This is a genomic window from Roseivivax isoporae LMG 25204, from assembly GCF_000521865.1.
Lineage (GTDB): Bacteria > Pseudomonadota > Alphaproteobacteria > Rhodobacterales > Rhodobacteraceae > Roseivivax > Roseivivax isoporae.
The window spans coordinates 14535-39704 of the sequence record NZ_JAME01000021.1 but is presented as its reverse complement, the minus strand read 5'-3'; the positions used below and the strand labels follow the sequence as shown (position 1 = coordinate 39704).

At 70.1% G+C, this 25170-nt stretch carries 19 protein-coding genes; 1 reads left to right on the top strand and 18 read right to left on the bottom strand.

Translation table 11 applies throughout. The features are described from left to right. Positions 1-10: 10 nt before the first annotated feature. Both RISW2_RS13975 and RISW2_RS13970 read right to left on the bottom strand, forming a co-directional pair. The gene (locus tag RISW2_RS13975) at positions 11-931 is read right to left on the bottom strand and encodes a glycosyltransferase family 2 protein (protein WP_043772272.1); all 921 of its coding nucleotides are present in this window, start codon (positions 929-931) and stop codon (positions 11-13) included. 1 nt (position 932) lies between these two features. Then, on the bottom strand, positions 933-2183 hold the full coding sequence (locus tag RISW2_RS13970; protein WP_051492044.1) for an oligosaccharide flippase family protein: 1251 nt from the start codon (positions 2181-2183) through the stop codon (positions 933-935). Between the two features lie 196 nt (positions 2184-2379). Here RISW2_RS13970 and RISW2_RS13965 point away from each other — a divergent pair, with 196 nt between their 5' ends. Further along, complete coding sequence (locus RISW2_RS13965) at positions 2380-3606, top strand: polysaccharide biosynthesis/export family protein (RefSeq protein ID WP_043772270.1); 1227 nt, start codon at positions 2380-2382, stop codon at positions 3604-3606. 44 nt (positions 3607-3650) lie between these two features. Here the strand turns inward: RISW2_RS13965 and RISW2_RS13960 are convergent, their stop codons facing one another. The 16 genes from RISW2_RS13960 to rpoC form a co-directional block, all read right to left on the bottom strand. Next, positions 3651-5333: a chloride channel protein gene (locus RISW2_RS13960; RefSeq protein ID WP_051492042.1), complete on the bottom strand. Its 1683-nt coding sequence runs from the start codon at positions 5331-5333 to the stop codon at positions 3651-3653. Between the two features lie 88 nt (positions 5334-5421). Beyond that, positions 5422-7068 carry a DNA repair protein RecN gene (recN, locus tag RISW2_RS13955; RefSeq protein ID WP_043772268.1) on the bottom strand — a complete coding sequence of 549 codons (1647 nt, stop codon included), beginning with the start codon at positions 7066-7068 and terminating at the stop codon, positions 5422-5424. Between the two features lie 59 nt (positions 7069-7127). Then, positions 7128-7973 (bottom strand): outer membrane protein assembly factor BamD, encoded by an 846-nt coding sequence (locus RISW2_RS13950; RefSeq protein WP_043772266.1) that lies wholly within the window; start codon positions 7971-7973, stop codon positions 7128-7130. Positions 7974-8106: 133 nt separating this feature from the next. Further along, on the bottom strand, positions 8107-9027 hold the full coding sequence (gene lpxC, locus RISW2_RS13945) for a UDP-3-O-acyl-N-acetylglucosamine deacetylase (RefSeq protein ID WP_043772265.1): 921 nt from the start codon (positions 9025-9027) through the stop codon (positions 8107-8109). A 249-nt stretch (positions 9028-9276) separates the two neighbouring features. Further along, positions 9277-10944: a cell division protein FtsZ gene (ftsZ, locus tag RISW2_RS13940; RefSeq protein WP_043772263.1), complete on the bottom strand. Its 1668-nt coding sequence runs from the start codon at positions 10942-10944 to the stop codon at positions 9277-9279. 174 nt (positions 10945-11118) lie between these two features. After that, positions 11119-12453: a cell division protein FtsA gene (gene ftsA, locus RISW2_RS13935; protein WP_043772261.1), complete on the bottom strand. Its 1335-nt coding sequence runs from the start codon at positions 12451-12453 to the stop codon at positions 11119-11121. Positions 12454-12457: 4 nt separating this feature from the next. After that, positions 12458-13321, bottom strand: coding sequence for a cell division protein FtsQ/DivIB (locus RISW2_RS13930; protein ID WP_043772259.1), 864 nt, complete (start codon positions 13319-13321; stop codon positions 12458-12460). Then, positions 13309-14223, bottom strand: coding sequence for a D-alanine--D-alanine ligase (locus RISW2_RS13925; protein ID WP_211238704.1), 915 nt, complete (start codon positions 14221-14223; stop codon positions 13309-13311). The genes RISW2_RS13930 and RISW2_RS13925 overlap by 13 nt, the downstream gene beginning before the upstream one ends. A 157-nt stretch (positions 14224-14380) precedes the next feature. After that, positions 14381-15313 carry a UDP-N-acetylmuramate dehydrogenase gene (gene murB, locus RISW2_RS13920; protein WP_043772255.1) on the bottom strand — a complete coding sequence of 311 codons (933 nt, stop codon included), beginning with the start codon at positions 15311-15313 and terminating at the stop codon, positions 14381-14383. Between the two features lie 52 nt (positions 15314-15365). Further along, on the bottom strand, positions 15366-15626 hold the full coding sequence (locus tag RISW2_RS13915) for a DUF2484 family protein (protein ID WP_043772253.1): 261 nt from the start codon (positions 15624-15626) through the stop codon (positions 15366-15368). Further along, positions 15623-15877, bottom strand: a complete 255-nt coding sequence (locus RISW2_RS13910) for a DUF2484 family protein (RefSeq protein ID WP_043772251.1) — start codon at positions 15875-15877, stop codon at positions 15623-15625. The genes RISW2_RS13915 and RISW2_RS13910 overlap by 4 nt, the downstream gene beginning before the upstream one ends. After that, on the bottom strand, positions 15874-17277 hold the full coding sequence (gene murC, locus RISW2_RS13905; protein ID WP_043772249.1) for a UDP-N-acetylmuramate--L-alanine ligase: 1404 nt from the start codon (positions 17275-17277) through the stop codon (positions 15874-15876). Before murC ends, RISW2_RS13910 begins: the two co-directional genes overlap by 4 nt. Further along, positions 17274-18392: a UDP-N-acetylglucosamine--N-acetylmuramyl-(pentapeptide) pyrophosphoryl-undecaprenol N-acetylglucosamine transferase gene (locus RISW2_RS13900; protein ID WP_043772247.1), complete on the bottom strand. Its 1119-nt coding sequence runs from the start codon at positions 18390-18392 to the stop codon at positions 17274-17276. The genes murC and RISW2_RS13900 overlap by 4 nt, the downstream gene beginning before the upstream one ends. 51 nt (positions 18393-18443) lie before the next feature. Beyond that, the gene (gene ftsW, locus RISW2_RS13895) at positions 18444-19610 is read right to left on the bottom strand and encodes a putative lipid II flippase FtsW (protein WP_043772245.1); all 1167 of its coding nucleotides are present in this window, start codon (positions 19608-19610) and stop codon (positions 18444-18446) included. A 126-nt stretch (positions 19611-19736) separates the two neighbouring features. Further along, positions 19737-20687, bottom strand: coding sequence for a nuclear transport factor 2 family protein (locus RISW2_RS13890; RefSeq protein ID WP_051492041.1), 951 nt, complete (start codon positions 20685-20687; stop codon positions 19737-19739). A 210-nt stretch (positions 20688-20897) separates the two neighbouring features. Further along, positions 20898-25151, bottom strand: coding sequence for a DNA-directed RNA polymerase subunit beta' (gene rpoC / locus RISW2_RS13885; RefSeq protein WP_043772243.1), 4254 nt, complete (start codon positions 25149-25151; stop codon positions 20898-20900). Positions 25152-25170: the final 19 nt, after the last annotated feature.

The following is a 25170-nucleotide window of genomic DNA, read 5'->3' as shown; positions in this document are numbered from 1 at the left end:
TGGCGGCAGGTCATCGGGCAAAGAGCGCGCGGCGCAGGGCGCGCGGCATGACGGGCGCGGCGAGACTGGCAAGGAGCGTGGGCCCCCCCCGGCGCAGCGGGCTCAGGAAGCCGCGGGGGCTCTGGGCGAGTCCCCGGAGCGACAGCCGCAATGCCGTCAGGCCGCCATCCTCGAGCCGGAGCGCGCGGCGCGCGAGGTAGCGCAGGTGGACGGCCTCTGCCCGCCGGCCGGGCCGCGCGCCGAAGCGCGCGGCAGACGCCATCGCCAGGGCACGTCCGCGCGCCATCGCGGTCAGGTCCGCGGACAGCCCGCCCGGGCTCTTGCGGTAAAGGACATGGACCGCGTCCAGGGCTTCCACGCGGTGCCCCGTGCCCACGAGCCGGATCAGCCATTCGAGATCCTCGTTGTGGACCATGTCCTCGCGGAACGGGCCCGCCGCGTCGAAGGCGCACCGCCGCACCGCGATGTTCGACATCGTGCAGACCGGGTTCTCGCCCATCAGGTGCGCCAGGGCGAGGCGGCCTTCGGGCGGGGTCGAAACCGTCGAGACGTGGTCCGGCGCGCCGTCGAAGAACCCGATGCGGGCATAGGCCCCGTCGAGCGCGCGATCGGCGAAGGCCGCGTCGAGCGCGGCAAGCTTGTCGGGCGTCCAGAGGTCGTCCGCGTCGCAGAACGCGAGGACCTGCCCCTGCGCCAGGCGCGCGCCGAAATTGCGTGCGGCGCTCGGACCTTTCCCTGGGTTGCGCAGGGGGCGGACGCGCGGATCGCGCCGCGCTTCCGCCTCGAGGATGGCGCGCGTCGCGTCGGTCGATCCGTCATCGACGCAAAGCGCTTCCCAGTCCGGGAACGTCTGGGCTGCGAGGCTCGCGAGCGTCTCGGGCAGGGTGCGCGATGCGTTGTGGCAGGGCACAACGACGGAGAAACGGGGCATGTCAGGCACTCCGGATCCGAAGGGGGCTCATCGGCCGGCGTCCGCCGGCCAGTGCAAGCAGCGCCGCGCCCCCCTGCAGCGCGACCGCCGCGATCAGGTAACCGATGGCGATTGCGACCAGCCCGCGGGGCGCGAGAAGGACCGTGTTGAGCACCAGCGCCAGCGTGAAGGCAGCGGTCAGGGCCAGTTCCGTGCCCGCGCGGCCCTCGGCACGCAGCCACTGGGCGGCGGCGCTCCAGAGGGTCGCGGGGATCGCGGCAAGGCAGAGGAGCGCCACGAGACCGGCGATGCCCTCCCACGCCCCGCCGTAGAGAAGCGGCACGTAGACCGGGCTCAGCAGCGCCTGCAGCGCGACCACCGGCGTGACCAGGACAAGCCCGACGAGGGCCGCCTGCCGCAGCGCGACCCGCCGGTCCTCGGCGCGGCAGAGATGCGGGAAGAGCACGGTCGCGAAGGCCACCGAGAACGAGGTCGCGAGGCTCAGGCCCGCGTTGAAGGCGAGGAACCAGAGCCCGAGCGCCTCGGCCCCCAGCATGGCGCCCACGACCAGCTTGTCGGCCTGCATCCTGAGGGCCCGCAGCACCTCGACCCCGAGGATGGCGGCGCCGAATGTCAGGAACGGCCCGACCGGCGCGCGGGGCTGGGTCCGGTCGCGCCGCCACGGCCGCAGGCGGCGCATCGCCGCGAGCCAGATCGGCGCGGTCAGGACCTTCGGCAGGACCAGCGCCGCGGGGCTCGGCCAAGCCAGGACCAGCGCCACCGAGATCAGGTTGGCCCCGACCACCTGCGCGCCGCAGATCACGGCCGTCTGCCGCATGAGGCCCGCCCGCATGGCCAGCCCGCAGGAGACGAGGCCGCCGGGCATGAAGAGGTATTCGAGCGCGAGGATCGCCACGAGCCCGGCGAGGGACAGGCTGCCCCCCGTGGCCCAGAGGAGTGCCGCGACCGTAAGCTGGACGAGGCAGAGCCCGAGGCACCAGGCCCAGCCCAGACGGTGCGCCGTGGCGCAGGTCGCCTCCAGCGCGTCGGGATCCGCGGCGATGACCTTCTGCACGATCCCGTTCTCGGTCAGCGCCTTCAGGATGTCGGAGACGGCGAGCGCCGCCGCGGCGACGCCGATCGCCGCCGGGTCGAGCGCGCGCGACACCGCGACCACCACGAGGAGACGCGAGGCCTTGGCCGCAATCTCGGACGCGCCGTAGGCCGCGAGGTGACGCAGGAAGGGCGACGAAAGGAAGGGCGCGTGGCTCATGGGGGACCCGATGTCGTGGCGGGCCCGCCAGGGGCCTGCAGCCCCCGGAATACACCGCGCGCGCCCGGTCCGCGCGGCACCGAGAGCACAGTCGCGGCGCCATTCCGAACAGGCCCATATCCTAAGGCATAGACCGGCCGCGCGCGCTCCCGTAGCCTGCGGGGCAATGGCCGAAGGCCAAGTGGTGAGGCAGACCTTGAGCAGACGCCCGTCCGCACCGCGCGCCCTCGCGCTCGTGGCCGCACTGGCCGCGTGCGGGCCCCAGCGTGCGCCGGAAAACCTCGAACTGGCCGGTCCCGGCGGCAGCGCCTACCAGGCGCAATACCGCGACCCGCCCGCGACGCGGGCCGCCGGCGGGTTCCTCCGCGCGCCGGAGATGAACGCCCGGACCTGTCGTCCGCCCGCCGGCGGCGCGCCCGGCAGCGGCGGCAAGGGCAGCCTGCCCGCGGTCGCGCTCCGCGGGCTGAAGCTGTCGCCCGGCGACCTTCTCGACGTCCGCGTGGGCGAGGACGAGACCCTGACCGGCGCCGTCGAGGTGCGCGGCGACGGCGCGGTCACCCTGCCCTTCCTGCCGCCGGTTCAGGCCGCAGGGCGGAGCGAGGCCGATGTCGAGGCCTCCGTGATCCAGGCGCTGCTCGACGAGGAACTCTACACCACCGCCCCCCGCGTGTCGGTGCGGCTGCAGGACCTGGCCGCCGTCCGGGTGGGCGTCAGCGGCGCGGTGTTCGAGCCGCAGCCGGTGACCGTCGGCAGCGTGCCGGGCGACCAGGTCGACGCGCTCCGCCAGATGGCGATCGGATCGGCGACCGAGGCTCGGAACCTCTCGGTGGCGCTGCGCGCGGCCGGCGGCGTGCGGCCCGACGCCGACCTCTCGGCGGTCGAACTGCGCCGCGCCGGCCGGCTCTACACCCTCGACCTGAGGCCGATCCTCGACGGTCAGCGCGGGCCGGACGTCATGCTCATCGCGGGCGACGAGATCCGCGTGCCCTCGCGCGGCTGCTTCGACGAGGACCTCATGGTGGTCGGCCCGATCTCGCCGCCCGGTATCACGCTCTTCCTGTCGAACCTCACGGTGCCCGCGACCGGCAACGCGCCGTCCGCGGTCGGCCGCGAGGTGCGCGAAGTGCCCTACGGCACGCGGTTCCTGCAGGCGGTCATCGACACGAACTGCGTCGGCGGCATCCGCGGCACCAGCGCGGACCGGGCGGCGGCGCTCCTGTCGCGCAATCCGGTCACCGACGTGTCCATCGTCGTGCAGCGGCGGGTCGAGGACATGCTGCGGCGACCGGACCGCGACGACTACGACCCCTACCTCCTGCCCGGCGACGCGATCGCCTGCTACGACAGCAGCATCACCAGCCTCGCCGACATCGGCCGCGTCCTCGGCATCCTCGGCGGCTCGGCCCTGCTCGTCGCGCAGTGAGCCGTTCCTGCCGGCGCCAACGGCAGAGAACGCGCCCGGCCGCTCTAGCTGTGCTCTTCCTCGGCGGTTGCGGCGAGCGCGCGGTTGTAGGCCTTGAGCGCGTCCACGTGGAAGAGCGCGCCCTGCAATTCGAGCGTGTTGGTCTCGGGCCCGCGGCGGACCACCGGGAGGAACGCGACGCCGCTCTCCTCGAACCGCGGCAGCGCGGTTTCGAGGGTCGCGGTGACGTTCACGGACAGTCCCTTCTCGATCATGTCGAGGCAGGTTTCGGTGTCGGCCGCGCCGAGATCCGTGGGCCTGCGCATCAGCCCCACCACGCGGAACATGCCGAGGAGATAGGCCTGCGGCCCGGCCGCGAGGTGGACGTTGCGCCGCTCGATCTGGCTCAGGAAGAACGACCGGTGCACGAGCCGGGAGGCGACCGCGGTCGACATGGACACCGACACCATCACCGCGAGCCCGGTCTGCCAGTCGCCGGTCAGCTCGAACACGATGAGCGTGGTGGAGATGGGCGCGCCCAGGACCGCCGCCGCGACCGCGCCCATGCCGGCCAGCGCGTAGAGCGTGTCGGCGCCCGACTGGTCCGGGAAGAGCCCCGTCGCGATGCCGCCGAAGGCCAGCCCGGTCAGCGCGCCCACCATGAGCGAGGGCGAGAACACGCCGCCGCCCATGCGCCCGGCGAGCGTGACCGCGAGGGCGGCCACCTTGAGAACGGTGAACACGATTGCCTCGTGCAGCGCCAGCGCGCCGGTCAGCGCGCGCGACGTGGTCTCGTAGCCCACGCCGATGATGTGCGGAAACCAGATCGCCATCGCGCCCAGGAGGACGCCCGCCACCGCCGGACGCAGGAAGTTCGGCAGGCCGAGCCGGGCCTGCAGACTGCTCGCCACGTCGTCAGACCAGAAAATCGCGCGCATGGTCACCACCGCCACGAGCCCGCAGACCAGCCCGAGGATCAGGAAGGCCGGCAGTTCGAGGTAGAACTCCACCACCGTGGTGCCGGGCAGGCGGAATTCGGTGACATCGCCGAAGGCCAGCCGATTGATCACCGTCCCGGCCGCAGACGCGATCACGATGGGGGCGAAGGCGTGCCAGGCGAAGTGCCGCAGGATCACCTCGAGCGCGAAGAGCGCGCCGGCGATGGGCGCGTTGAAGCTCGCAGAGACCGCCGCGGCCACGGCACAGCCCAGGAGGTCGCGGCCGGTGATGCCGTCCGCCCGGATCAGGTTCGCCACCCAGGACGAGATCATCGCGGCCATGTGCACGACCGGGCCCTCCCGCCCGGTGGAGCCGCCCGTCGAAAGCGTGATCCACGCGCAGAGCGCCGAGGCGATGCCGGCCTTCTTCTCGACGCGGCCGTCGTTCAGCGCCGCGCCCTCGATCACGTCCGAGACCGACCGGATGCGGCCGTCCGGGGTGAAGACATGCACGATCCCGCCCACGACGACACCGCCCAGCGTGGGGATGGCGATGACCCAGTACCATGGCAGCTCCGCGGCGAAGCTCGCCAGCAGGTTCACGTCCTCGGTGCCGTAGAGCGCCGTCTGCAGCCATTCGATGGCCAGCCGGAAGACAAGCGCGGCGAAGCCCGCCGCGATCCCGATCATGAGCGCGATGAACCAGAACTGGATCTGACCGGGGCCGCGATGCCGCAGCAGGTCCCAGCCGCGCCGGCAGCGGTCCAGCGCGGAGGTGACGTGACCATTTAATCCCGCGGAATCCGACATCCTGTACCGTGCCGCCGTGCATTGCCCGTCCCCGCATAGGACAATCGCGGCCGCGGTCCAAGGGTGCGGCCGGGAATGCGGGTACGGATCAGCCCGCGAGGAGCGCCCGCGCCGCGGCGCGTGCCTCGTCGGTCACGGTGTCGCCCGCGAGCATGCGGGCGATCTCGGCCTCGCGCGCGGCCGGGTCGAGCGCCACCACGGTCGAGGTGGTGACCTCGTCCGCGACGCTCTTCTCCACGCGCCAGTGATGCGCGCCGAGGGCCGCGACCTGCGGCGAATGGGTGACGACCAGCACCTGCCCGCCGGCGGCGAGCTGCGCAAGCCGCCGGCCGACCGCGTCGGCGGTCGCGCCGCCCACGCCGCGGTCGATCTCGTCGAAGATCATGGTGACGCCGCTGTCACGCTCGGTCAGGCAGACCTTGAGCGCCAGCAGGAAGCGCGAGAGCTCGCCGCCCGAGGCGATGCGGTTGAGCGGCCCGGACGGCGCGCCCGGGTTCGTGGCGACGGTGAAGGTCACCGCATCGCGCCCCTCCGGCCCGTCGGGCGCGGTCGCGATCTCGGTGCGGAACACCGCGCGCTCCATCTTGAGCGGCGCGAGCTCCGCGCTGACCGCCGCGTCGAGCCGTTCGGCCGCCGCGCGGCGCACGGCGCTCAGCGCCTCGGCCGCGCCGTCATAGGCGATGTCGGCCGCGGCGACCGCCTGACGCAGGTTGTCGAGATCGTCCGCCCCGCGGTCCAGCGCGTCGAGCTTTCCCGACAGCGTGTCGCGCAGGGCCGGCAGCGCGTCCGCCGCCACGTTGTGCTTGCGCGCGAGGGCACGGATCGCGAAGAGCCGCTCCTCGGTCTCCTCGAGGGCGTGCTGGTCGAAGGTCAGACCGTCGAGGCAGCTCTCGACCCCGCCCACGGCCTCGCCCAGTTCGACCATGGCCCGGTCGAGCGCCGCGATCGCGCCGTCGAGCGCGCCCTCCCCCTGCTGCGCCACCCCGTCGAGCCAGCGGCCTGCATCGCCCATGGCGGCCTCGGCACCGTCGGTCAGCGCCGCATGCGCGCGCGCGATGTCGGCGCGGATGCGCTCGGCGCCCTGCATGCGGCGGCGCTGCGCGTCGAGCGCGGCCTCCTCCTCGGCGCCGGGGGCGAGATCGTCGAGCTCCTTGACCGCGAAGCGCAGGAAATCCTCCTCGGCGCGCACCTCCTCGAGCGCGGCCTCGGCCGCCTCGAGACGGGCGCGCGACTCGGTCCGCGCGGCCCAGGCGTCGCGCACCGCGCGCCGCTCCTCGACAGCGCCCGCATAGTCGTCGAGAAGCGCGCGGTGCCCGCGCGGGTTCAGGAGGCCGCGGTCGTCGTGCTGCCCGTGCAGTTCCACCAGCGTGTCCGACAGCCGGCGCAGCACCTCGCCCGAGCAGCGCCGGTCGTTGACCCACGCCGTCTTGCGCCCGTCGGTCCCGTTGACGCGGCGCAGGATCAGCTCGGCGCCCGCGTCGAGGCCCGCATCCTCAAGCACTGCGCGGGCGGGATGGTCGGGCGTCAGCTGGAACTCCGCGATGACCTCGCCCTGCGCCGCGCCCGCGCGCACCAGTTCCGCGCGGCCGCGCCAGCCCAGCACGAATCCCAGCGCGTCCAGGAGGATGGACTTGCCCGCGCCGGTCTCGCCGGTCAGCACGTTCAGACCCGGCTGGAACGCGAGGTCCAGCCGGTCGATGATCAGGATGTCGCGGATTTCGAGCGCGCGCAGCATGTGTCAGGGTGTAGGGCGAAACCGCCCCGGCTTGCAACGTGGCGTCCGCGCGGGGCGGGTCAGAGCCATTCGCCCCGCACCATCTGGCGATAGATCGCCGCGAGCCAGTTGTCGCCCCGCGCCCGCATCTGCAGCCCCTGCCCCGTCAGCAGCGCGTAGCTGTCCTCGTACCACTCGGTGCCACGGTAGTTGTAGCCGAGGATCGCGCCTGCCGTCTGCGCCTCGTCCGTGAGGCCGAGCGAGAGGTAGCCCTCGACCAGGCGGTGCAGCGCCTCGGGCGTGTGTGTCGTGGTCTGGAAATCCTCCACCACCACGCGGAAGCGGTTGATGGCCGCGCCGTAATGCTGGCGCTTGAGGTAGTAGCGACCGATCTCCATCTCCTTCGCCGCGAGATGGTCGAAGGCGAGGTCGAATTTCAGCATCGCCGAGCGCGCGTATTCGCTGTCGGGATATTGCTCGATCACCGCGCGCAGCGCCTGCAGCGCCTGGAAGGTCAGGCCCTGGTCGCGGCCGACCTCCTCGATCTGGTCGTAGTAGCTGAGCGCGAGCAGGTACTGCGCGTAGGCCGCGTCGTCGTCGAGCGGGTAGAAGTCGATGAACCGCTGCGCGGCGCCGCGGCTGTTCTCGTAGTCGCGGTCGCGGTGATAGGCGAAGGCCTGCATGATCAGCGCGCGCTTGGCCCAGTCCGAATACGGATAGAGCCGCTCGATCTCGGAGAAGTAGAAGGCCGCGTCGTCGGGCGAGTCGCGGTCGAGCTCGAACTCGCCGCGCTCGAAGATCTGCTCGGCGGTGTAGTTCTCGAGCGGCACACCGCCCTGACGCCCCGGAGATCCGCCGCATCCGGCAACGAAAACCGCCAGCACGCCAGCACCGATCAGCGAAATGCGCGCCCTACCGCCTGCCATGCCCGGTTCACCCTCGATCCGTCCCGGAGGTCTTCACCCCCCTTGCCCGTCGCTCCTAGCACAGAAAAATCCGGGGCAAAACGCCTTTGGATCACATCGTTGCAGGGTGCGGCCGGGACGCCCGGCCTTCGCGTCACGCGACCGCCGGGATTTCCTCCGGCTGGATGCCCACGCCCGGAAGGCGCGCGCGCGTTACCGTGTCGCACATCACCATGCGGAACGCGTCCGGCGTCTGGAAGAGCTCGTGCAGCAGGAGGTTCGTCATCGCGTGGCCCGCGCGGAAGCCCTCGTAATGGCCGAGGATCGGCGCGCCGGCCAGCGCGAGGTCTCCGAGCGCGTCGAGCATCTTGTGGCGCACCGCCTCGTCCGCGTGGCGCAGGCCGCCCGGCGACAGGACCTCGGGACCGTCGACCACGACCGCGTTCTCGAACGTGCCGCCGAGCGCGAGCCCCTGGGCGCGCATCGCCTCGACGTCCGAGCGACGGCAGAAGGTCCGGCTGTCCGACAGTTCGCGCACGAAGGTGCCGTTGCGCAGGTTCAGGCGCTTTTCCTGCGTGCCGATGGCCGCGTCGGCGAAATCGATATGGAAATCCATGATGAGGCCCTCGGCCGGCGACAGGCGCGCCCAGCCGTTCGCGGTCTCGACCGCCACCGGGCGCAGCACCTCGATGGCGCGCACGGGCGCCGTGAGGAACCGCACGCCGCGCGACAGGATGCCCCGCACGAACGGCGCGGCCGACCCGTCGAGGATCGGAACCTCGGGGCCATCGATCTCGATCAGCGCATTGTGCACGCCGCATCCGGCAAGGGCCGCCATCACGTGCTCGATCGTCTGCACCTCGACACCGGCGGCGTTCACGATCCGGGTGCAGAGCGGCGAGCGCTGCACCGCGTCCCAGATGGCCGGGACTATCGTGTCACCCAGCAGGATGTCGGTGCGCTTGAACCAGATGCCGTGCTCGGCCACCGCCGGCCGGATGGTCAGGCGCGCCGGCTGACCGGAATGCAGGCCATGTCCGTCGAACGTGATCGGGGCGCGAAGTGTGGTTTGCACGGTCGTCTCTCCAGTCGGCGAGGAGACGGACGGGGGCCGTTCCTCGACTTGGTACCGAGATAGAGACGGGCGCATTTTCGCTCAAATCAAAGATTGCAACTGTCTGAAACAGAAGTCGCCGCTTCGGGCGGCGGCCCGCCACCTCGTTAAATGGCGCGTGCAAGATATTGTTCCGAATAGAAAAAGCCCCCTCTTTCGAGGGGGCTCCAATCTCATGCCAGTCACGAGATGTGACCGAGTGCGTGGGCCTCAGTTCGCCTGGCGGCGCAGGAAGGCCGGGATCTCGATGCGCTCCTGGTCCGGATCGGGCGCCTCGTCACGCACCGGCTCGGGGCGCGCGGACTGCACCGGGGGCTGCCGGCGGGCGGCCTGGGCCGGGCCCTCGTGGGCGTGGCCGGTCATCCGGTTGATGAGCGAGTTGATCCCGAAACGCGACTTCTCGACATCGCCAGAGGCGGCGGCACGCTGGGCGGCCACGCGCTGCTGGGTCGTCGGCTGCTGCGCCTGCTGCGGGCGGGCGGGTTCGCCGCGGGTCTTTGCGGCGGCCGCCTGCAAACGCGCGAGCGTCTCGGGCGACGGCGTGCCGGGGGCCGCGGGGCGCGGTGCGACAAAGCTCTCGGGGCCTTCCTCGGCCTCGATGGACTGGGCGCGCGGCTGCGCGTCCGCTTGCGGGCGGTAGGCCGGCGGAGGCAGGCCGTCATCCTGCTGGTGCGCCTGCGGAGCGTCGTAGGCGAGGTCGTGACGCGGCTCGGGCGCGGTCCGCTGCGACGCCATGCCCTCGAACAGCGACGGCTCGTCCTCCTCGTAGGTCTCGACGCGGCGGGCGGCCTGGACCGGCTCGGCGGCCGGGCGCGGCGCCGGCGCGGCATGCGCGACCTCTTCCACCTCGACGTTCTGCTTCAGCGGCGCGCGCAGACTGCGGCGCGGGACCGGAACCTCGGTGTCGACGTCCGAAGCGTCGATCCCGGTCGCGACGACCGAGACGCGCATCTTGCCTTCCATCGTGTCGTCAAGCGTCGAGCCGACGATGATGTTCGCATCCGCGTCCACTTCCTCGCGGATGCGGTTCGCGGCCTCGTCGAGCTCGAACAGGGTCAAATCGTGGCCGCCGGTGATGTTGATGAGCACGCCCTTGGCGCCGCGCAGCGAGATCTCGTCGAGCAGCGGGTTCGCGATGGCCTTCTCGGCTGCCTGGATCGCGCGATCCTCGCCCTCGGCCTCGCCGGTGCCCATCATCGCCTTGCCCATCTCGTCCATCACCGCGCGCACGTCGGCGAAGTCGAGGTTGATGAGGCCCGGACGGACCATCAGGTCGGTGACGCCCTTGACGCCCTGGTAGAGCACGTCGTCCGCCATCGAGAACGCCTCGGTGAAGGTCGTCTTCTCGTTGGCGAGCCGGAACAGGTTCTGGTTCGGGATGATGATGAGCGTGTCGACGACCTTCTGGAGCGCCTCGACGCCCTCCTCGGCCTGCCGCATCCGCTTGGCACCCTCGAACTGGAACGGCTTCGTGACGACGCCCACCGTCAGCACGCCCAGTTCGCGCGCGGCCTGCGCGATGATCGGCGCCGCGCCGGTGCCGGTGCCGCCGCCCATGCCCGCGGTGATGAAGCACATGTGCGCGCCCGCGAGGTGATCGACGATCTGTTCGATCGACTCCTCGGCGGCCGCAGCGCCGACCGAGGCCCGCGCGCCTGCGCCGAGGCCCTCGGTCACCTTCACGCCGAGCTGTACGCGGTTGTCCGCCATGGACTGCTGCAGCGCCTGCGCGTCGGTGTTGGCGACCACGAAATCGCAGCCGTCCAGCGCTTTCTGGATCATGTTGTTGACGGCGTTGCCGCCCGCACCGCCGACGCCGAAGACCGTGATCCGCGGCTTGAGTTCGTCGTGGCCTGGCACCGTAAGGTTCAATGTCATCGCTGTTTCCGCCTGCTTGGTTTTGGGGCCGCCCGGACCGTTTTCGCGCCCGTTTGGACGGATTTTATCGACATGTGGCCCGCGCGTCACGCAAAAAACGCAAAAAACCTACCAAATATGGCTGGAAAATGGGCCTCGGCAGCGGGATTTCGCGGACTTCCGCACATGTGGTGGTTACCAGTTGTCCTTGAACCATTTGACCGCGCGGGTGATCGTGCGCCCCGCCAGGCGCTCCACCGGAATCTCGAAATCCCACCATTCGTCCTGCGGATGGGCCGCGAAGAGGCAGAGGCCGACCGCGCTGGCGAAGCCCGGGCCGGTTGCCGCCTGCGGCAGGCCGTGCACGCGCAGGGGCCGCCCCAGCCGCACCTGCTGGCCAAGGATCTTGGACGCGAGCCCGTCGAGACCGGGGATCTGGCTGCCGCCGCCGGTCAGCACGATCTGCTGCGACGGCAGGTGCTCGAAGCCTGCCGCGTCGAGCCGCGCGCGCACCTCCTCGAGCACTTCCTCGACCCGCGGTCGCATGATCCCGATCAATTCGGCCCGGCTGACCGTGCGGCGGTCGTGGTGCCAGTCGCCGGTGTCGCCGCCGATCTCGATCATCTCGCGGTCGTCCATGCCTGTCGCCACGACGCCGCCATAGAACGTCTTGATGCGCTCGGCCGTCGCCATGGGCACCTGCAGCCCCATCGAGATGTCGCCGGTGACATGGTCGCCGCCCATCTTGACCGCGTCGGCGTAGATCATGTGCTTCTTCATGAAGATCGACACGCCGGTGGTGCCGCCCCCCATGTCGATGCAGGCCGCGCCCAGTTCCTGCTCGTCCTCGACCAGCGCCGAGATGCCCGAGACGTAGGAGGACGAGGCGATCCCCGCGAGCTCCATGTCGCAGCGCTTCACGCATTGCGCGAGGTTCTGGATCGCCATGGCGTCGACCGTCAGCATGTGCATGTCGGTGGCGAGCTCCTGCCCCACCTGCCCGCGCGGGTCGATCAGCCCGGAGCGGTGGTCGAGCGCGAAGTTCACCGGCTGGGCGTGCAGCACCTCGCGGTCATGGCCGAAATCGGGCACGTCGCAGGCCGACAGCACCCGCGCGATGTCCTGCTCGCTGACGGTGGTGCCCATGAGCTCGACCTTGCCGGTCAGCCCGTAGCTGCGCGGTTCGGCGCCCGAGAAGCACGCGATCACATGGTCGACGCGGATCTGCGCCATCTTCTGCGCCGCCTGCACGGCGGTGCGGATCGCGCGCTCGGTCTCCTGCATCGCGCTTATCTCGCCGAAGCGGACGCCCCGCGACCGCGTCGTCGCCGCGCCGATCACGCGAAAGCCCGACTGCCCGGCCAGCGAGCCGACACCGTCGAAATCCCCCGGGCGGTCGTTTCCGTCGAAGCGCAGCACGAGGCAGGCGATCTTGGAGCTCCCGACGTCGAGGATCGCCACGACGCCGCGCTGCATCGCCGCCTTGCGCATGTTGCGCATCGCCCGCTGGGATTCGTAGAGCTCGATCATAGTCTTATTGGTCCCCCGAGGTGATCGCCTTGATGCGCCAGAGTTCTTCCAGCGCGTAATCCGTCATCCTGAGCGTCGGCCGTTCCGGCAGTCTCAGGTCCACCGCGACAAGGTCGCGGCCCAGCATGTCCACCGCGTCGTCCATGGCGATGGCACGTTCCAGCGCCTGGACGGCGCCCGTCTCGGGCAGCATGATGCGCTGCCCGCGGTCCAGCACGACGTCCCAGCGCCGCTCGCCCATGCGCACGAGACCGCGCAGGCGCGCCGCCAGCGGCTCGGCCGCGGCAAGAAGCGCCAGCGCCTCGCCCACGGCGCGGTCTGCGCCCTCGCCCGCCACGACCGGCAGGTCGGGCCACGCCGCGCGGTCCGGTGCCGGCCCCACCACGACGCCCTCGTCGTCGAGGATGTCGAGCGTCCCGGGCCGGCGCCACAGCACCGCCGGCACGCGCTCGACCACGTCGACCTGCAGCACGCCGCCCTGCCGCACCCGCAGGCGCGCCGACTTGACGGCATCGAGCCCCGCGACCGTCTCGCGCATCAGGTCGAGGTCGAGGTCGAAGGACGAGATCGGGAAATCGACGGGAAGGACCTCGCGGATGTCCTCGGCGACGCCGTCCGAGGCCCCGTCGATCGCCATGAGTTTGACCATGAACTCGGGCCGCTCGTGCACCATGGCCTCGAGGTCGGCGTAGGTCTGCGCCACCCAGGCGCGGTTCTCCTCGTAGGACGCCCAGAGCGTCGCCGCCCCGAAGGTCAGCGCGAAGGGCAGACCGATGCGCAGCAGGAGCCGGTAGAGCGGCGTCAGCATCATGCGCTGCATGCGGTACTTGAGCCGCGAGGGCGCGGGATCGGTCCTTACCGGTTGCATGACGCCTCCTCCACCAGACGGCGGCAGAGCGCGCCGAAGGAAATGCCGACGCTCTGCGCCTGCTCGGGCGTGAGCGAGGTCGGTGTCATGCCCGGCTGCGTGTTGGTCTCGAGCAGGATCAGCCCGTCCGCGCCGCGCGCCGGATCCCAGCGGAAATCCGTGCGGCTGAGGCTGCGGCAGCCGAGCGCCCGATGCGCGGTCAGCGCGTGCGACAGGCAGGCGTCGAAGATGTCGGCGGGAATGTCGGCGGGCACGACATGACGCGACCCGCCAGGGCGGTACTTGGCGTCATAATCGTACCAGGTGTCGGTCAGGATGTCGGTCACGGTCAGGGCACGGTCGCCCAGCACGGTGGTGGTCAGCTCGCGCCCGGCCGCGAAGGCCTCGACCATCACCACCTCGGGCATGGTGTCGGGCAGCGCCGGCGGTCCGTTCGACCCCTCGTGCACGATGTAGACGCCGACCGACGATCCCTCGTTGTAGGGCTTGACCACGTAGGGCGGCGGCAGGACGTGGCGCGTCCGCACCTCGTCGCGCGGCGCCAGCACGCTCTCGACCACGGGCAACCCGACATTGCGGTAGATCGCCTTGGTGCGCTCCTTGTCGAGCGCCAGCGCCGAGGCGAGCACGCCGGAATGGGTGTAGGGAATGGCCATCCATTCGAGGATGCCCTGCACGGTGCCGTCCTCGCCGAAGGGGCCATGCAGCGCGTTGAAGGCGACGTCCGGGCGGAGCTCGTCCAGGCGCACGGGAAGATCGCGGCCGCAATCGACCTCGACCACCTCGAATCCCTCTTCCCGCAAAGCGGCGGCGCATCCGCGCCCTGACGCCAGCGACACCTCCCGTTCGGAAGACATGCCGCCCATCAGCACTGCCACTTTCGGGTCTGTCCTGCTCGACATCCCCAAACCGCCTGTCATGCCGGTTGTCCGCCGCGATTGACGCGGTCGGATTCCGGCTCGCTTGTTTCTGCAACCTGCCTGTGGTCGCTCTCTTGTCCGCCGGATACGCCGACGGTCTGCCCGGGGTCGGTTGCGGCGCACGATGCGCCATCCGCCCTCAGTCGCGGCCCGGCTCGCCGACCCGCATTATCTCCCAGTCTAGCGTTATTCCACTGGTTTGGAAAACCTTTTTTCGCACGTCCTCGCCCAGTCCCTCGAGATCGGCCGCCGTCGCGCCGCCGGTGTTCAGCAGGAAGTTCGAGTGCTTCTCGGACATTTGCGCCCCGCCCCTGCGGGCACCGCGCATGCCGGCATCGTCGATGACCTTCCACGCCTTCAGCTCGTGCGTATCGTCGGCGCGTCCCGTGGACGAGAACCCCGCAGGATTGCGGAAGGTCGACCCGGCGCTGCGCTCCTTCGTGGGCTGGCTGGCATCTCGGCGGGCGAGCTGCTCCTCCATCCGCGCGGCAAGCTCGGCGGGATCGCCCGGCGCGCCCTCGAAGGTCGCCTCGACGATCACGGTGCCCGGCGCGAGGTCGGTCTCGCGGTAGCGGAAGCGCAGGTCGTCCGGCCCGAGCGTCACGAGGTCCCCGCCGCGCGTGACCGCGCGGGCCGACACGAAGACATCGGCGACATAGGAGCCGTAGCAGCCCGCATTCATGCGGATGGCGCCCCCGACCGCGCCCGGAATCGTGCGCAGGAAGGTCAGGTCGACGCCTGCCTCGGCCGCGCGGCGCGCCACGTGCGCATCGAGCGCGGCGGCACCCGCGGTGACCCGCGTGCCGTCGACCGCGATGCCGTTGAACCCGCGGCCAAGCCGGATCACCACCGCGCGCAGGCCGCCGTCGCGCACGATCAGGTTCGACCCGACGCCCATGGGGAACACCTCGACCTCCGCAGGCAGCGCACGCAGGAAGTCCCGCAGGTCGTCGAGGTCGGCAGGCTGGAACAGCCAGTCGGCCGGTCCGCCCACGCGCAGCCAGGTAAGGTCGGAGAGCGGCCGGTCCGCGGTCAGTCGGCCGCGCACCTCGGGCATCGGGATCTCTGTCATGCGCGCTTCCTGCCCGTCCTCGCATCGGGCGTAAAGCCCCCTCGCCGCGGCGTCAGGCGCCCGACCCGGACCCCGACCGCCCGCGCGCCCAGCGCACGAGGTGGCGTACCGGCCAGCGCAGGACGCTCATGCCGGCGGCGAGCAGGAGCAGCCCGACCCATGGCCCGTTCTGGTAGGTCACGAACCCGAGAAGCGGGATCCCGAGCGCGATCAGGACGTAGGCGCGCATCCAGTGGTTGTCGCGCGAGGGCAGCATGGCCATCAGGTTCGCGGACAGCATCCAGACAAGGGCGAGCACCAGCGAGAGCGTCATTTCGGCACCTCCAGTCGGCGGCCAGCCGGGCGCGCCAAGAGCTGGCGCAGCGGGTTCCAGAACATCGACAGCACCGCGCCGCACGCGGCGAGCGCCACGAGCCAGCCATGCGCGATCCCCAGCGACACGATCACCAGGGGCGCGACCAGCAGGAGCATGATCCCCGGCACGGGCTGCCGGCGGAGCGGCATGCAGGCGGTCACGGTCGCGGCGAGCCCCCAGAAGCAGGCGGCAAGCGCGGCGCCGGTCACGCCGCCTTCTCCAGCCGGCGGGTCAGGCCGTAGGCCCAGGCGCTGATCGTGCCCGCGCCGAGGCAGACCACCATGTCGCCCGGCTGGGCCTGCTCGCGCACGAGGCGTTCGAGATCGTCCTCGTCGCGGATGCCGCGGGCATGGCGGTGGCCGTGGCGCACGAGGCCCTGAACCAGGTCATCCCGCGTGGCACCGGGGATCGGGTCCTCTCCGGCGGCGTAGACGTCGGCGATGGCGACCACGTCGGCCTCGTTGAAGCAGCCGCAGAAATCGTCGAAGAGCGAGGCAAGGCGGGTGTAGCGGTGGGGCTGGTGCACGGCGATCACCCGGCCCTCGCAGGCCTGGCGCGCCGCCTTCAGCACCGCGGCGATCTCCACCGGATGGTGGCCGTAATCGTCGATGATGGTCACGCCGTCAATTTCGCCGACGCGGGTGAACCGGCGGTTAACCCCGCCGAACTTCGCCAGCGCCTCGCGGATCTCCTCGCGCTTCATGCCGAGATGCCGCGCCACCGCCACCGCCGACAGGGCGTTCGACACGTTGTGGTCGCCCGGCATGGGCAGGGTGCAGCCCTCGATCATCGCGCCCTCGGCCTGCAGCGCCACGTCGAAATGCGCGATGCCCTTCTCGTAGCGCAAGTTCACCGCGCGCACGTCAGCCTGCGCGTTGAAGCCGTAGGTGGTCACGCGCCGGTCGGTGATCCGCCCGACGAGCCGCTGCACCTCCTCGTGATCGGTGCAGCAGACCGCGAGCCCGTAGAACGGGATGTTCGACACGAAGTCGAAGAAGCCCTGCTTCAGCCGCTCGAAATCGCCCCAGTGGTCCAGGTGCTCGGGGTCGATGTTGGTCACGATGGCGATGGTCGCGGGCAGGCGGTTGAAGGTGCCGTCGCTCTCGTCCGCCTCGACCACCATCCATTCGCCCTGCCCCATCCGGGCGTTCGAGCCGTAGGCGTGGATGATCCCGCCGTTGACCACGGTCGGGTCGTACTCGCCCGCGACGAGCAGCGTCGCCACCATGGTCGTGGTCGTGGTCTTGCCGTGGGTGCCCGCGATCGCGACGTTCGACTTGAGCCGCATGAGCTCGGCCAGCATCTCCGCCCGGCGCACCACCGGCAGGCCTTTGGCGCGCGCCGCGTCGAGCTCGGCGTTGCCCGGCTTGATCGCCGACGAGATCACCACCACCTCGGCATGTTCGAGGTTCTCGGCCGACTGCCCGATGAAGATCTGCGCGCCGAGGCCCTCGAGCCGCTCGGTGATCTTCGACGATTTCAGGTCCGACCCCTGCACCGTGTAGCCGAGGTTCAGCAGGACCTCGGCGATCCCCGACATCCCGATCCCGCCGATACCGACGAAGTGGATGGGGCCCACATCCGTGGGCAGCTTCGTTGCTGCGTTCATCTGCTCTTGTCCTTGTTGTGTTCCGCCAGCTCGACGACCAGGGCCGCAAGCTCCCGCGCCGCGTCGGGACGGCCCACCGACAGGGCGGCGCGGGCCATCTGCTGCGCGCCTTCGGGATGTTCGAGGACCGCGCGGACGGCATCCGTCATCGCCTCGACGGTCAACTTGGATTCGGGCATCCGGATCGCCGCGCCGGCCTCGGTCAGGGCGCGCGCGTTCGCGGTCTGCTCGTCGCGCAGCGCCGACCCGAGCGGCACCAGGATCGACGGCCGCCCGATCACGCTGATGTCGGCGACCGACGAGGCGCCCGAGCGCGAGATGATGAGCTGCGCCTCGCTCATCCGCGCGGGGATGTCGTGGAAGAAGGGCTGCACCTCGGCATCGACGCCGTTCTCGGCGTAGAAGGCCGCCACCCGCTCGCCGTCCTCGTCGCGCGCCTGGTGGCTCACCCGGAGGTGGCGCAGAAGTTCCATGGGCAGCGCCGCGAGCGCGGGCGGCACCACGTCCGACAGGATGCGCGCGCCCTGGCTGCCGCCGATCACGAGGATCGACATGGGGTAGTCGCCGGGCACGATGTACGGAGCGGCCGCCCGTTCGCGCACCGCCGCGCGCACCGGGTTGCCGACGTGGATGCCTTCCACCCCCTCGGGCAACTCGGTCGGCCAGGTCCCGCAGGCGACTGCGTCGACCCGCGTCGCGAAGAGCTGGTTCACGCGACCGAGCACGCCATTCTGTTCGTGGATCATCCGCGGCAGCCGCAGGAGCCACGCGGCGCCGAGCGCCGGGATCGAGGGATAGCCGCCGAAGCCCACCACGACGTCGGGCGGGTCGCGCCGGAGCCGCGCCGCCATGGACAGCACGCCCGCGCCGATGCGGAACGGCACGCCCGCGCGCGCGACGAGCCCCCCGCGCGCGAAGGTCGCCGACGAGACCTCCTCGATCTCGACGCTGTGGGGGAAGCCGCCGGTGTAGCGCGCGCCGCGCGCATCGGTCGACAGCTTGACCCGCCAGCCGCGCCGGAGAAGGACCTCGGCCAGCGCCTGGGCAGGAAACATGTGACCGCCGGTGCCCCCGGCGGCCATCACCAGAAGCGGCGGGCGCAGTCTTTCCGACATGACGTTTTCCCGGACGGGCGCATCCCGCCTCTCCTTGTCCTCACCAGGTCCTCAGCGGATCCTGCCGCGCAGGATGTCGCCAATCTCGCCCTGCGGGCGCGTACGTGTAAAGGCCAGCAGCATCCCCACGGCGATCCCGCCCGCGATGAGCGAGGACCCGCCGTAGCTCACGAAGGGCAGCGTCATGCCCTTGGCCGGCAGGAGCCGGACCGCCACGCCCATGTTGATCATGGCCTGGACCCCGAAGATGCAGGCCAGCCCCGTACCGGCGAGCCGGATGAACGGGTCGCGCTCGCGCATCAGCCGGATGAGCGACCGCAGGACGATGGCCGCATAGATCGCGATGATGACGAGTACAAGCACGAGGCCGTATTCCTCGGCGGCAACGGCGATGATGAAGTCGGTGTGCGCGTCGGGCAGCGACCATTTCACCTGGCCCTCGCCGACGCCGACACCGAAGAACCCGCCCTCCTGGATCGCGTTCGTGGCGTAGCCGAGCTGTGTCGTCGGATCGACCTCGGGCGACAGGAAGCCGTCGATGCGGCGGGCGAAGTGTTCGGAATTCTCGTAGGCGACGGTGCCGACGAAGACGACCGCCCCGGCCATCCCGATCAGCAGCATCATCGGCGCGCCGGCGACGAAGTACATGACGCCCCAGCCGAAGAGCACGAGGCAGGCCTGTCCGAAATCGGGCTGCAGGGCCAGCATGGCCACGATCGCCACGGCGAGGAAGAAGGACCACAGACGCCCCGGCGGGCCGCCGATCTCCTGGCTTGCCGCCATGAGCCACGCGGTCACGATCACGAAGAGCGGCTTGAGAAACTCCGAGGGCTGCACGCTCGCGAAGCCGAGGCTGTACCAGCGCACCGCGCCCTTGCCGAAATCGGTGCCGAAGACGGGCAGGAACGCCAGCGCCACGAAGGCCGCGAGGAATCCCAGCACCGCGAGACGCCGCACCATGATCGGCGCCATCAGCGACACCGCGAACATGGTCACGAGCGCGAGGCCGCCGAAGAAGGCCTGCCGCTGCACGTAGTGGAAGGGATGCAGGCCGTTGCGCTCGGCCAGCGGCGGCGACGCCGCGAGCCCGAGGAGCAGCCCGACCCCGAAGAGGATCAGGATGCAGCTCAGCGACCACTTGTCGACCGTGCGCCACCATTTCGGAAGGACCGGTTCGCCATCGCGCACCGGTGCCGCACCGTACACCATCTCCGTCATCGGAAACCGCCCGTTATGCCTGTGCCTGAACTGCCTGTCGTGTCGCCCGTTTTTCCGGGTCTGACGCCGAGTCTACCGCATGCGCGGGCGAGCCGCTACCATAATCCGATGGCGCGGCGCGATGGTTCAGCGGCCCGCCAGTATCTGCAGCCAGGTCGCGGCCGGGTCGTGCAGCGTCCATTCGCGGCGCAGGCCGTCCGGGCCGAATTCCGCCTGGCTCAACCCCAGGATGCGCACCTCCGCGCCGGTCGGCGCGCCGAAGGGCCCCCAGCCGTCGTGCCGGCCCTCGAGCGTCCAGCGCAGCGCGGCGCGCGGCGGCATGAGCGGCGCCTCGAGCGCCATGGCGTGCACGACCTCGAACCGGGCGGAAGGAAAGGCCGAGCGCAGGCCCAGCCAGAAGCCGCGCGCGGCGTCAGGGCCCTGCACCTGCACGCCCCCCGGCAGAACGAGATCCGCCGCGGCGTCGTACTGGTCCTCGAACACGCCGAACGCGCCTTCCATCGCGCGCTCGATCATGTCGGCCCAGGCCGTTCCCCAGCCGTCCCCGCGCGCGCCAGGGGCATCGTCCGCCGCGGGCGGCGCAGCGATGCGGGCGCGCACCTCGGGATCGCGGCGCAGCATGTCCTCGGCCCAGCGGACGGGATCGCGTCCGAGGGCGGCAAGGATGGCCGCGCGGTCGGTGACGCGCCAAAGCGCGGTGATCCGGCCGGCCTGCATCCGCGCCTCGGTCAGCACGCGAAACCGCAACCGCCGACCGGTCGGCGGGCCGTAGACCCCCTCGCCCGCATGCACGGTGTCGATGGCGCGGCGGTCCGACAGCACGCTCTCTGCACCGCGGCCGGGCGCGGCAAAGCTGTCCTCGACGAACCAGCGCTGGTCGGGAAAGGCCGCGAGGGGCCCGAGCGCGTCGGTCGCCACCGCCACGCGGCCGATGCTCGTGCCCTCGGGCGCTGCGAGCGTCACGTCGCGGTCGAGATGCGTGTCGACCGGACGGCTGAAATCGCCCTTCTGCCAGATCGCCGCGGCGATGTGCCGGTAGAGTGCCACGACCTCGGGCCCGTGATCGAGATCCTTCACCGCGTGCCTTCCCCCGTATCCCGGCCGCGCCCCCGATCCCGCCGGGGCGCCGGCCCCGGTTATGGGCGCGATGCGGTAAAGACGGGATTAACGTTAACGCCCTCCTGCCGGCTGCGGCGGCGCCCTCCGGAAACGAAAAGGACCTGCCGCGGGCTGCGCGGCAGGTCCGGTCTTTCGCCGTCCCGGCCCGAGGCCGGGATCAGGCCGCGATCACTCGCGGCTTTCGGGCGTGTCCACGATCAGCGTGTCGAATTCGTCTCCGCCGATCACGTCGTCGGTCGCCGTCGCCTCCGGGGCGGCAAGCCGCGCGGCCTGCTCGGCCTCGTTGCGGCGTGCCTCGATCACCACGTTGTCGCGGTCGGCCGCGATGCGGCGCACCTTCTGGGTCGCCCCGCCGGTGCCGGCCGGGATCAGACGGCCCACGATCACGTTCTCCTTCAGGCCGACGAGCCGGTCCACCTTGCCCTGCACCGACGCCTCGGTCAGCACGCGGGTGGTCTCCTGGAAGGAGGCGGCCGAGATGAAGGACCGCGTCTGCAGCGACGCCTTGGTGATCCCGAGAAGGATCGGTTCGCCCGATGCCGGACGCCCGCCCTTCTTCTCGACCTTGGCATTCGCCGCCTCGAGCTCGGCCTTGTCCACGTGCTCGCCCTTGAGCAGCGTCGTGTCGCCGGAGTCGAGGATCTCCCACTTCTGCAGCATCTGGCGCACGATGACCTCGACATGCTTGTCGTTGATCTTCACGCCCTGCAGCCGGTAGACGTCCTGCACCTCGTTGATCATGTAGTTCGCCAGCGCCTCGACACCCATGATCGACAGGATGTCATGCGGCGCCGGGTTGCCGTCCATGATGTAGTCGCCCTTCTGGACATAGTCGCCTTCCGCAACCGGAATGTGCTTGCCCTTCGGGATCATGTACTCCTTCGGCTCCTGGGAGTCGTCCGCCGGTTCGATCGTGATCCGGCGCTTGTTCTTGTAGTCCTTGCCGAAGCGGACATAGCCGTCGATCTCGGCGATGATCGCGTGGTCCTTCGGACGGCGCGCCTCGAACAGTTCCGCCACCCGCGGCAGACCGCCGGTGATGTCCTTGGTCTTGGCGCCCTCGCGCGGGATCCGCGCCACGACGTCGCCGGCCTTGATGTTCTGGCCGTCCTCGCAGGACAGGATCGCGTCCACCGACATCGGGTAGGTGACCGGGTTGCCCTGGTCGTTGCGCACGGGCTCGCCGTTCTCGTCCATCAGGATGATCTCGGGCTTGAGCTCGTTGCCCTTGGGGGCCGCGCGCCAGTCGATGACGATCTTCTGCGTCATGCCGGTGGCATCGTCGGTCTCGTCGCGCACGGCGATGCCGTTCACGAGGTCGACGTGACGGGCCACACCGTCCTTCTCGGCGATGATCGGCAGCGTGTACGGGTCCCACTCGAAGAGCTTGTCGCCCCGGGCGATCTCCTGCCCCTCGGTGACGAAGAGCTTCGTGCCGTACCCGACCTTGTGGCTCGCGCGCTCGGAACCGTCCTCGCCCGCGATGATCACCTTCATGTTCCGGCCCATCACCAGCGTCTCGCCTGCGGCGTTGACCAGCGTGTTGGGGTTCTCGAACGTGATCACGCCGGACTGGCTGGCCTCGAGGAACGACTGCTGGCCGCCCTGCGCCACGCCGCCGATGTGGAAGGTCCGCATCGTCAGCTGGGTGCCGGGCTCGCCGATCGACTGCGCCGCGATGATGCCCACGGCCTCGCCGGTGTTCACCATCGTCCCGCGCGCCAGGTCGCGGCCGTAGCAGAGGGCGCAAACCCCCTCGTCGGCCTCGCAGGTCAGCGGGCTGCGGATGCGCGCGGTCTGCACCGCCGCCTCCTCGATGGCGTCGGACATGCGCTCGTCGATGAGCTGGCCCTCGCGCACCAGCACCTCGTCGGTGCCGGGCTTGAGGATGTCCTCGGCCGCGACGCGGCCCAGGATGCGCTCGCCGATGGACGCCACCACCTCGCCGTCGTTGATCGCCGCTTCCGCGGTGATCGACTTGTCGGTGCCGCAATCGTGCATGCGGATGATGCAGTCCTGCGCCACGTCCACGAGACGACGGGTCAGGTAGCCCGAGTTCGCGGTCTTGAGGGCGGTGTCCGACAGGCCCTTCCGGGCGCCGTGGGTCGAGTTGAAGTACTCGAGAACCGTCAGGCCTTCCTTGAAGTTCGAGATGATCGGCGTCTCGATGATGTCGCCGTTCGGCTTCGCCATCAGGCCGCGCATCCCGCCCAGCTGCTTCATCTGGGTGACCGAGCCCCGGGCACCGGAGTGGGCCATCATGTAGACCGAGTTCGGTTCCGCCTCGGCACCGTTCTCGTCGCGCTGCGCCGCCGAGATGGTCGACATCATCGCCTCGGTGACCTTGTCGTTGCACTTCGACCAGGCATCGACGACCTTGTTGTACTTCTCACCCTGGGTGATCAGGCCGTCCATGTACTGCTGTTCGAAGTCCTTCACCTGGGCGCGGGTGTCCTCGACGATCGTCCACTTGTCCTTGGGGATGACCATGTCGTCCTTGCCGAACGAGATGCCGGCGCGGAACGCCTCCTTGAAGCCCATGGACATGATCTGGTCGCAGAAGATGACCGATTCCTTCTGGCCGCAATAGCGGTAGACGGTGTCGATCACGCGCTGCACGTCCTTCTTGCGGAGAAGGCCGTTCACCAGGTCGAAGGGCGCCTTGGCGTTCATCGGCAGCAGCGCGCCAAGCCGCACGCGGCCGGGCGTGGTCTCGAAGCGCTTGTAGACCTCGTTGCCTTCCTCGTCGATCTGCTTGACCCGGCACTCGATCTTGGCGTGCATGTGCACTTCGCCGGCGTTCAGCGCGTGTTCCACCTCCTCGATGGAGGCGAACTTCATGCCTTCGCCCTTCATGCCCTCGCGCATCAGCGACACGTAGTAGAGGCCGAGGATCATGTCCTGCGACGGCACGATGATCGGTGCGCCGTTCGCGGGCGACAGCACGTTGTTCGTGGACATCATCAGGACGCGCGCCTCGAGCTGCGCCTCGAGCGAGAGCGGCACGTGCACGGCCATCTGGTCACCGTCGAAGTCGGCGTTGAACGCCGAGCAGACGAGCGGGTGAAGCTGGATCGCCTTGCCCTCGATCAGGATGGGCTCGAACGCCTGGATGCCCAGACGGTGCAGCGTCGGCGCACGGTTCAGAAGCACCGGGTGCTCGCGGATCACCTCGTCGAGGATGTCCCAGACCTCCGGCCGCTCCTTCTCGACGAGCTTCTTGGCCTGCTTCACCGTCGAGCTCAGGCCCTTGGCCTCGAGCCGCGAGTAGATGAACGGCTTGAAGAGCTCGAGCGCCATCTTCTTGGGCAGGCCGCACTGGTGCAGCTTGAGTTCGGGACCGGTCACGATCACCGAACGGCCCGAGAAGTCGACGCGCTTGCCGAGCAGGTTCTGCCGGAAGCGGCCCTGCTTGCCCTTGAGCATGTCGGCGAGCGACTTCAGCGGACGCTTGTTGGCGCCGGTGATGACGCGCCCGCGGCGGCCGTTGTCGAACAGCGCGTCCACGGATTCCTGCAGCATCCGCTTCTCGTTCCGGACGATGATGTCCGGCGCGCGCAGCTCGATCAGCCGCTTGAGGCGGTTGTTCCGGTTGATGACCCGGCGGTAGAGATCGTTCAGGTCCGACGTCGCGAAGCGGCCGCCATCCAGCGGAACGAGCGGGCGCAGTTCCGGCGGGATCACCGGGATCACGGTCAGCACCATCCACTCGGGACGGTTGCCCGACTCGAGGAAGGATTCCACGACCTTGAGCCGCTTGATGATCTTCTTGGGCTTCAGCTCGCCGGTCGCTTCCTTGAGCTCCTCGCGCAGGCGCTCGGCCTCGGCTTCGAGGTCGATCTGCGCCAGCATCTCGCGGATCGCCTCGGCGCCGATGTTCGCCGTGAAGGCGTCCATGCCGTAGGCGTCCTGGGCGTCCATGAACTCTTCCTCGGTCAGCATCTGACCGTACTGAAGGTCCGTGAGGCCCGGCTCGATGACCACGTAGTTCTCGAAGTAGAGAACCCGCTCGAGGTCGCGCAGCGTCATGTCCAGCATCAGGCCGATGCGCGAGGGCAGCGACTTGAGGAACCAGATGTGCGCGCAGGGCGCGGCCAGCTCGATGTGGCCCATGCGCTCGCGCCGGACCTTCTGCAGCGTCACCTCGACGCCGCACTTCTCGCAGACGACGCCGCGATACTTCATGCGCTTGTACTTGCCGCACAGGCATTCGTAGTCCTTGATCGGACCGAAGATGCGCGCGCAGAACAGACCGTCACGCTCGGGCTTGAACGTGCGGTAGTTGATGGTCTCGGGCTTCTTGATCTCGCCGAACGACCAGCTGAGGATCCGCTCGGGGGACGCGAGCGAGACCTTGATCTCGTCGAATACCTTGGGCGGGGTCAGGGGGTTGAACGGGTTGTTGGTGAGTTCCTGGTTCATTCGTTCCTCATATCTTTTG

Bases quoted from the DNA above. Each gene is read 5' to 3' on its own strand.
- rpoC (WP_043772243.1), bottom strand. From the start codon at position 25,151: ATGAACCAGGAACTCACCAACAACCCGTTCAACCCCCTGACCCCGCCC.
- murB (WP_043772255.1), bottom strand. From the start codon at position 15,313: ATGACAGAGATCCCGATGCCCGAGGTGCGCGGCCGACTGACCGCGGAC.
- RISW2_RS13950 (WP_043772266.1), bottom strand. From the start codon at position 7,973: ATGGCAGGCGGTAGGGCGCGCATTTCGCTGATCGGTGCTGGCGTGCTG.
- RISW2_RS13960 (WP_051492042.1), bottom strand. From the start codon at position 5,333: ATGTCGGATTCCGCGGGATTAAATGGTCACGTCACCTCCGCGCTGGAC.
- RISW2_RS13900 (WP_043772247.1), bottom strand. From the start codon at position 18,392: ATGTCGGAAAGACTGCGCCCGCCGCTTCTGGTGATGGCCGCCGGGGGC.
- recN (WP_043772268.1), bottom strand. From the start codon at position 7,068: ATGCTGCGCGCGCTCGAAATCCGCGACATCCTGATCATCGACCGGCTG.
- ftsW (WP_043772245.1), bottom strand. From the start codon at position 19,610: ATGACGGAGATGGTGTACGGTGCGGCACCGGTGCGCGATGGCGAACCG.
- RISW2_RS13970 (WP_051492044.1), bottom strand. From the start codon at position 2,183: ATGAGCCACGCGCCCTTCCTTTCGTCGCCCTTCCTGCGTCACCTCGCG.
- RISW2_RS13925 (WP_211238704.1), bottom strand. From the start codon at position 14,223: ATGTCGAGCAGGACAGACCCGAAAGTGGCAGTGCTGATGGGCGGCATG.
- RISW2_RS13975 (WP_043772272.1), bottom strand. From the start codon at position 931: ATGCCCCGTTTCTCCGTCGTTGTGCCCTGCCACAACGCATCGCGCACC.
- murC (WP_043772249.1), bottom strand. From the start codon at position 17,277: ATGAACGCAGCAACGAAGCTGCCCACGGATGTGGGCCCCATCCACTTC.
- RISW2_RS13930 (WP_043772259.1), bottom strand. From the start codon at position 13,321: ATGCAACCGGTAAGGACCGATCCCGCGCCCTCGCGGCTCAAGTACCGC.
- ftsA (WP_043772261.1), bottom strand. From the start codon at position 12,453: ATGATCGAGCTCTACGAATCCCAGCGGGCGATGCGCAACATGCGCAAG.
- ftsZ (WP_043772263.1), bottom strand. From the start codon at position 10,944: ATGACATTGAACCTTACGGTGCCAGGCCACGACGAACTCAAGCCGCGG.
- RISW2_RS13915 (WP_043772253.1), bottom strand. From the start codon at position 15,626: ATGACGCTCTCGCTGGTGCTCGCCCTTGTCTGGATGCTGTCCGCGAAC.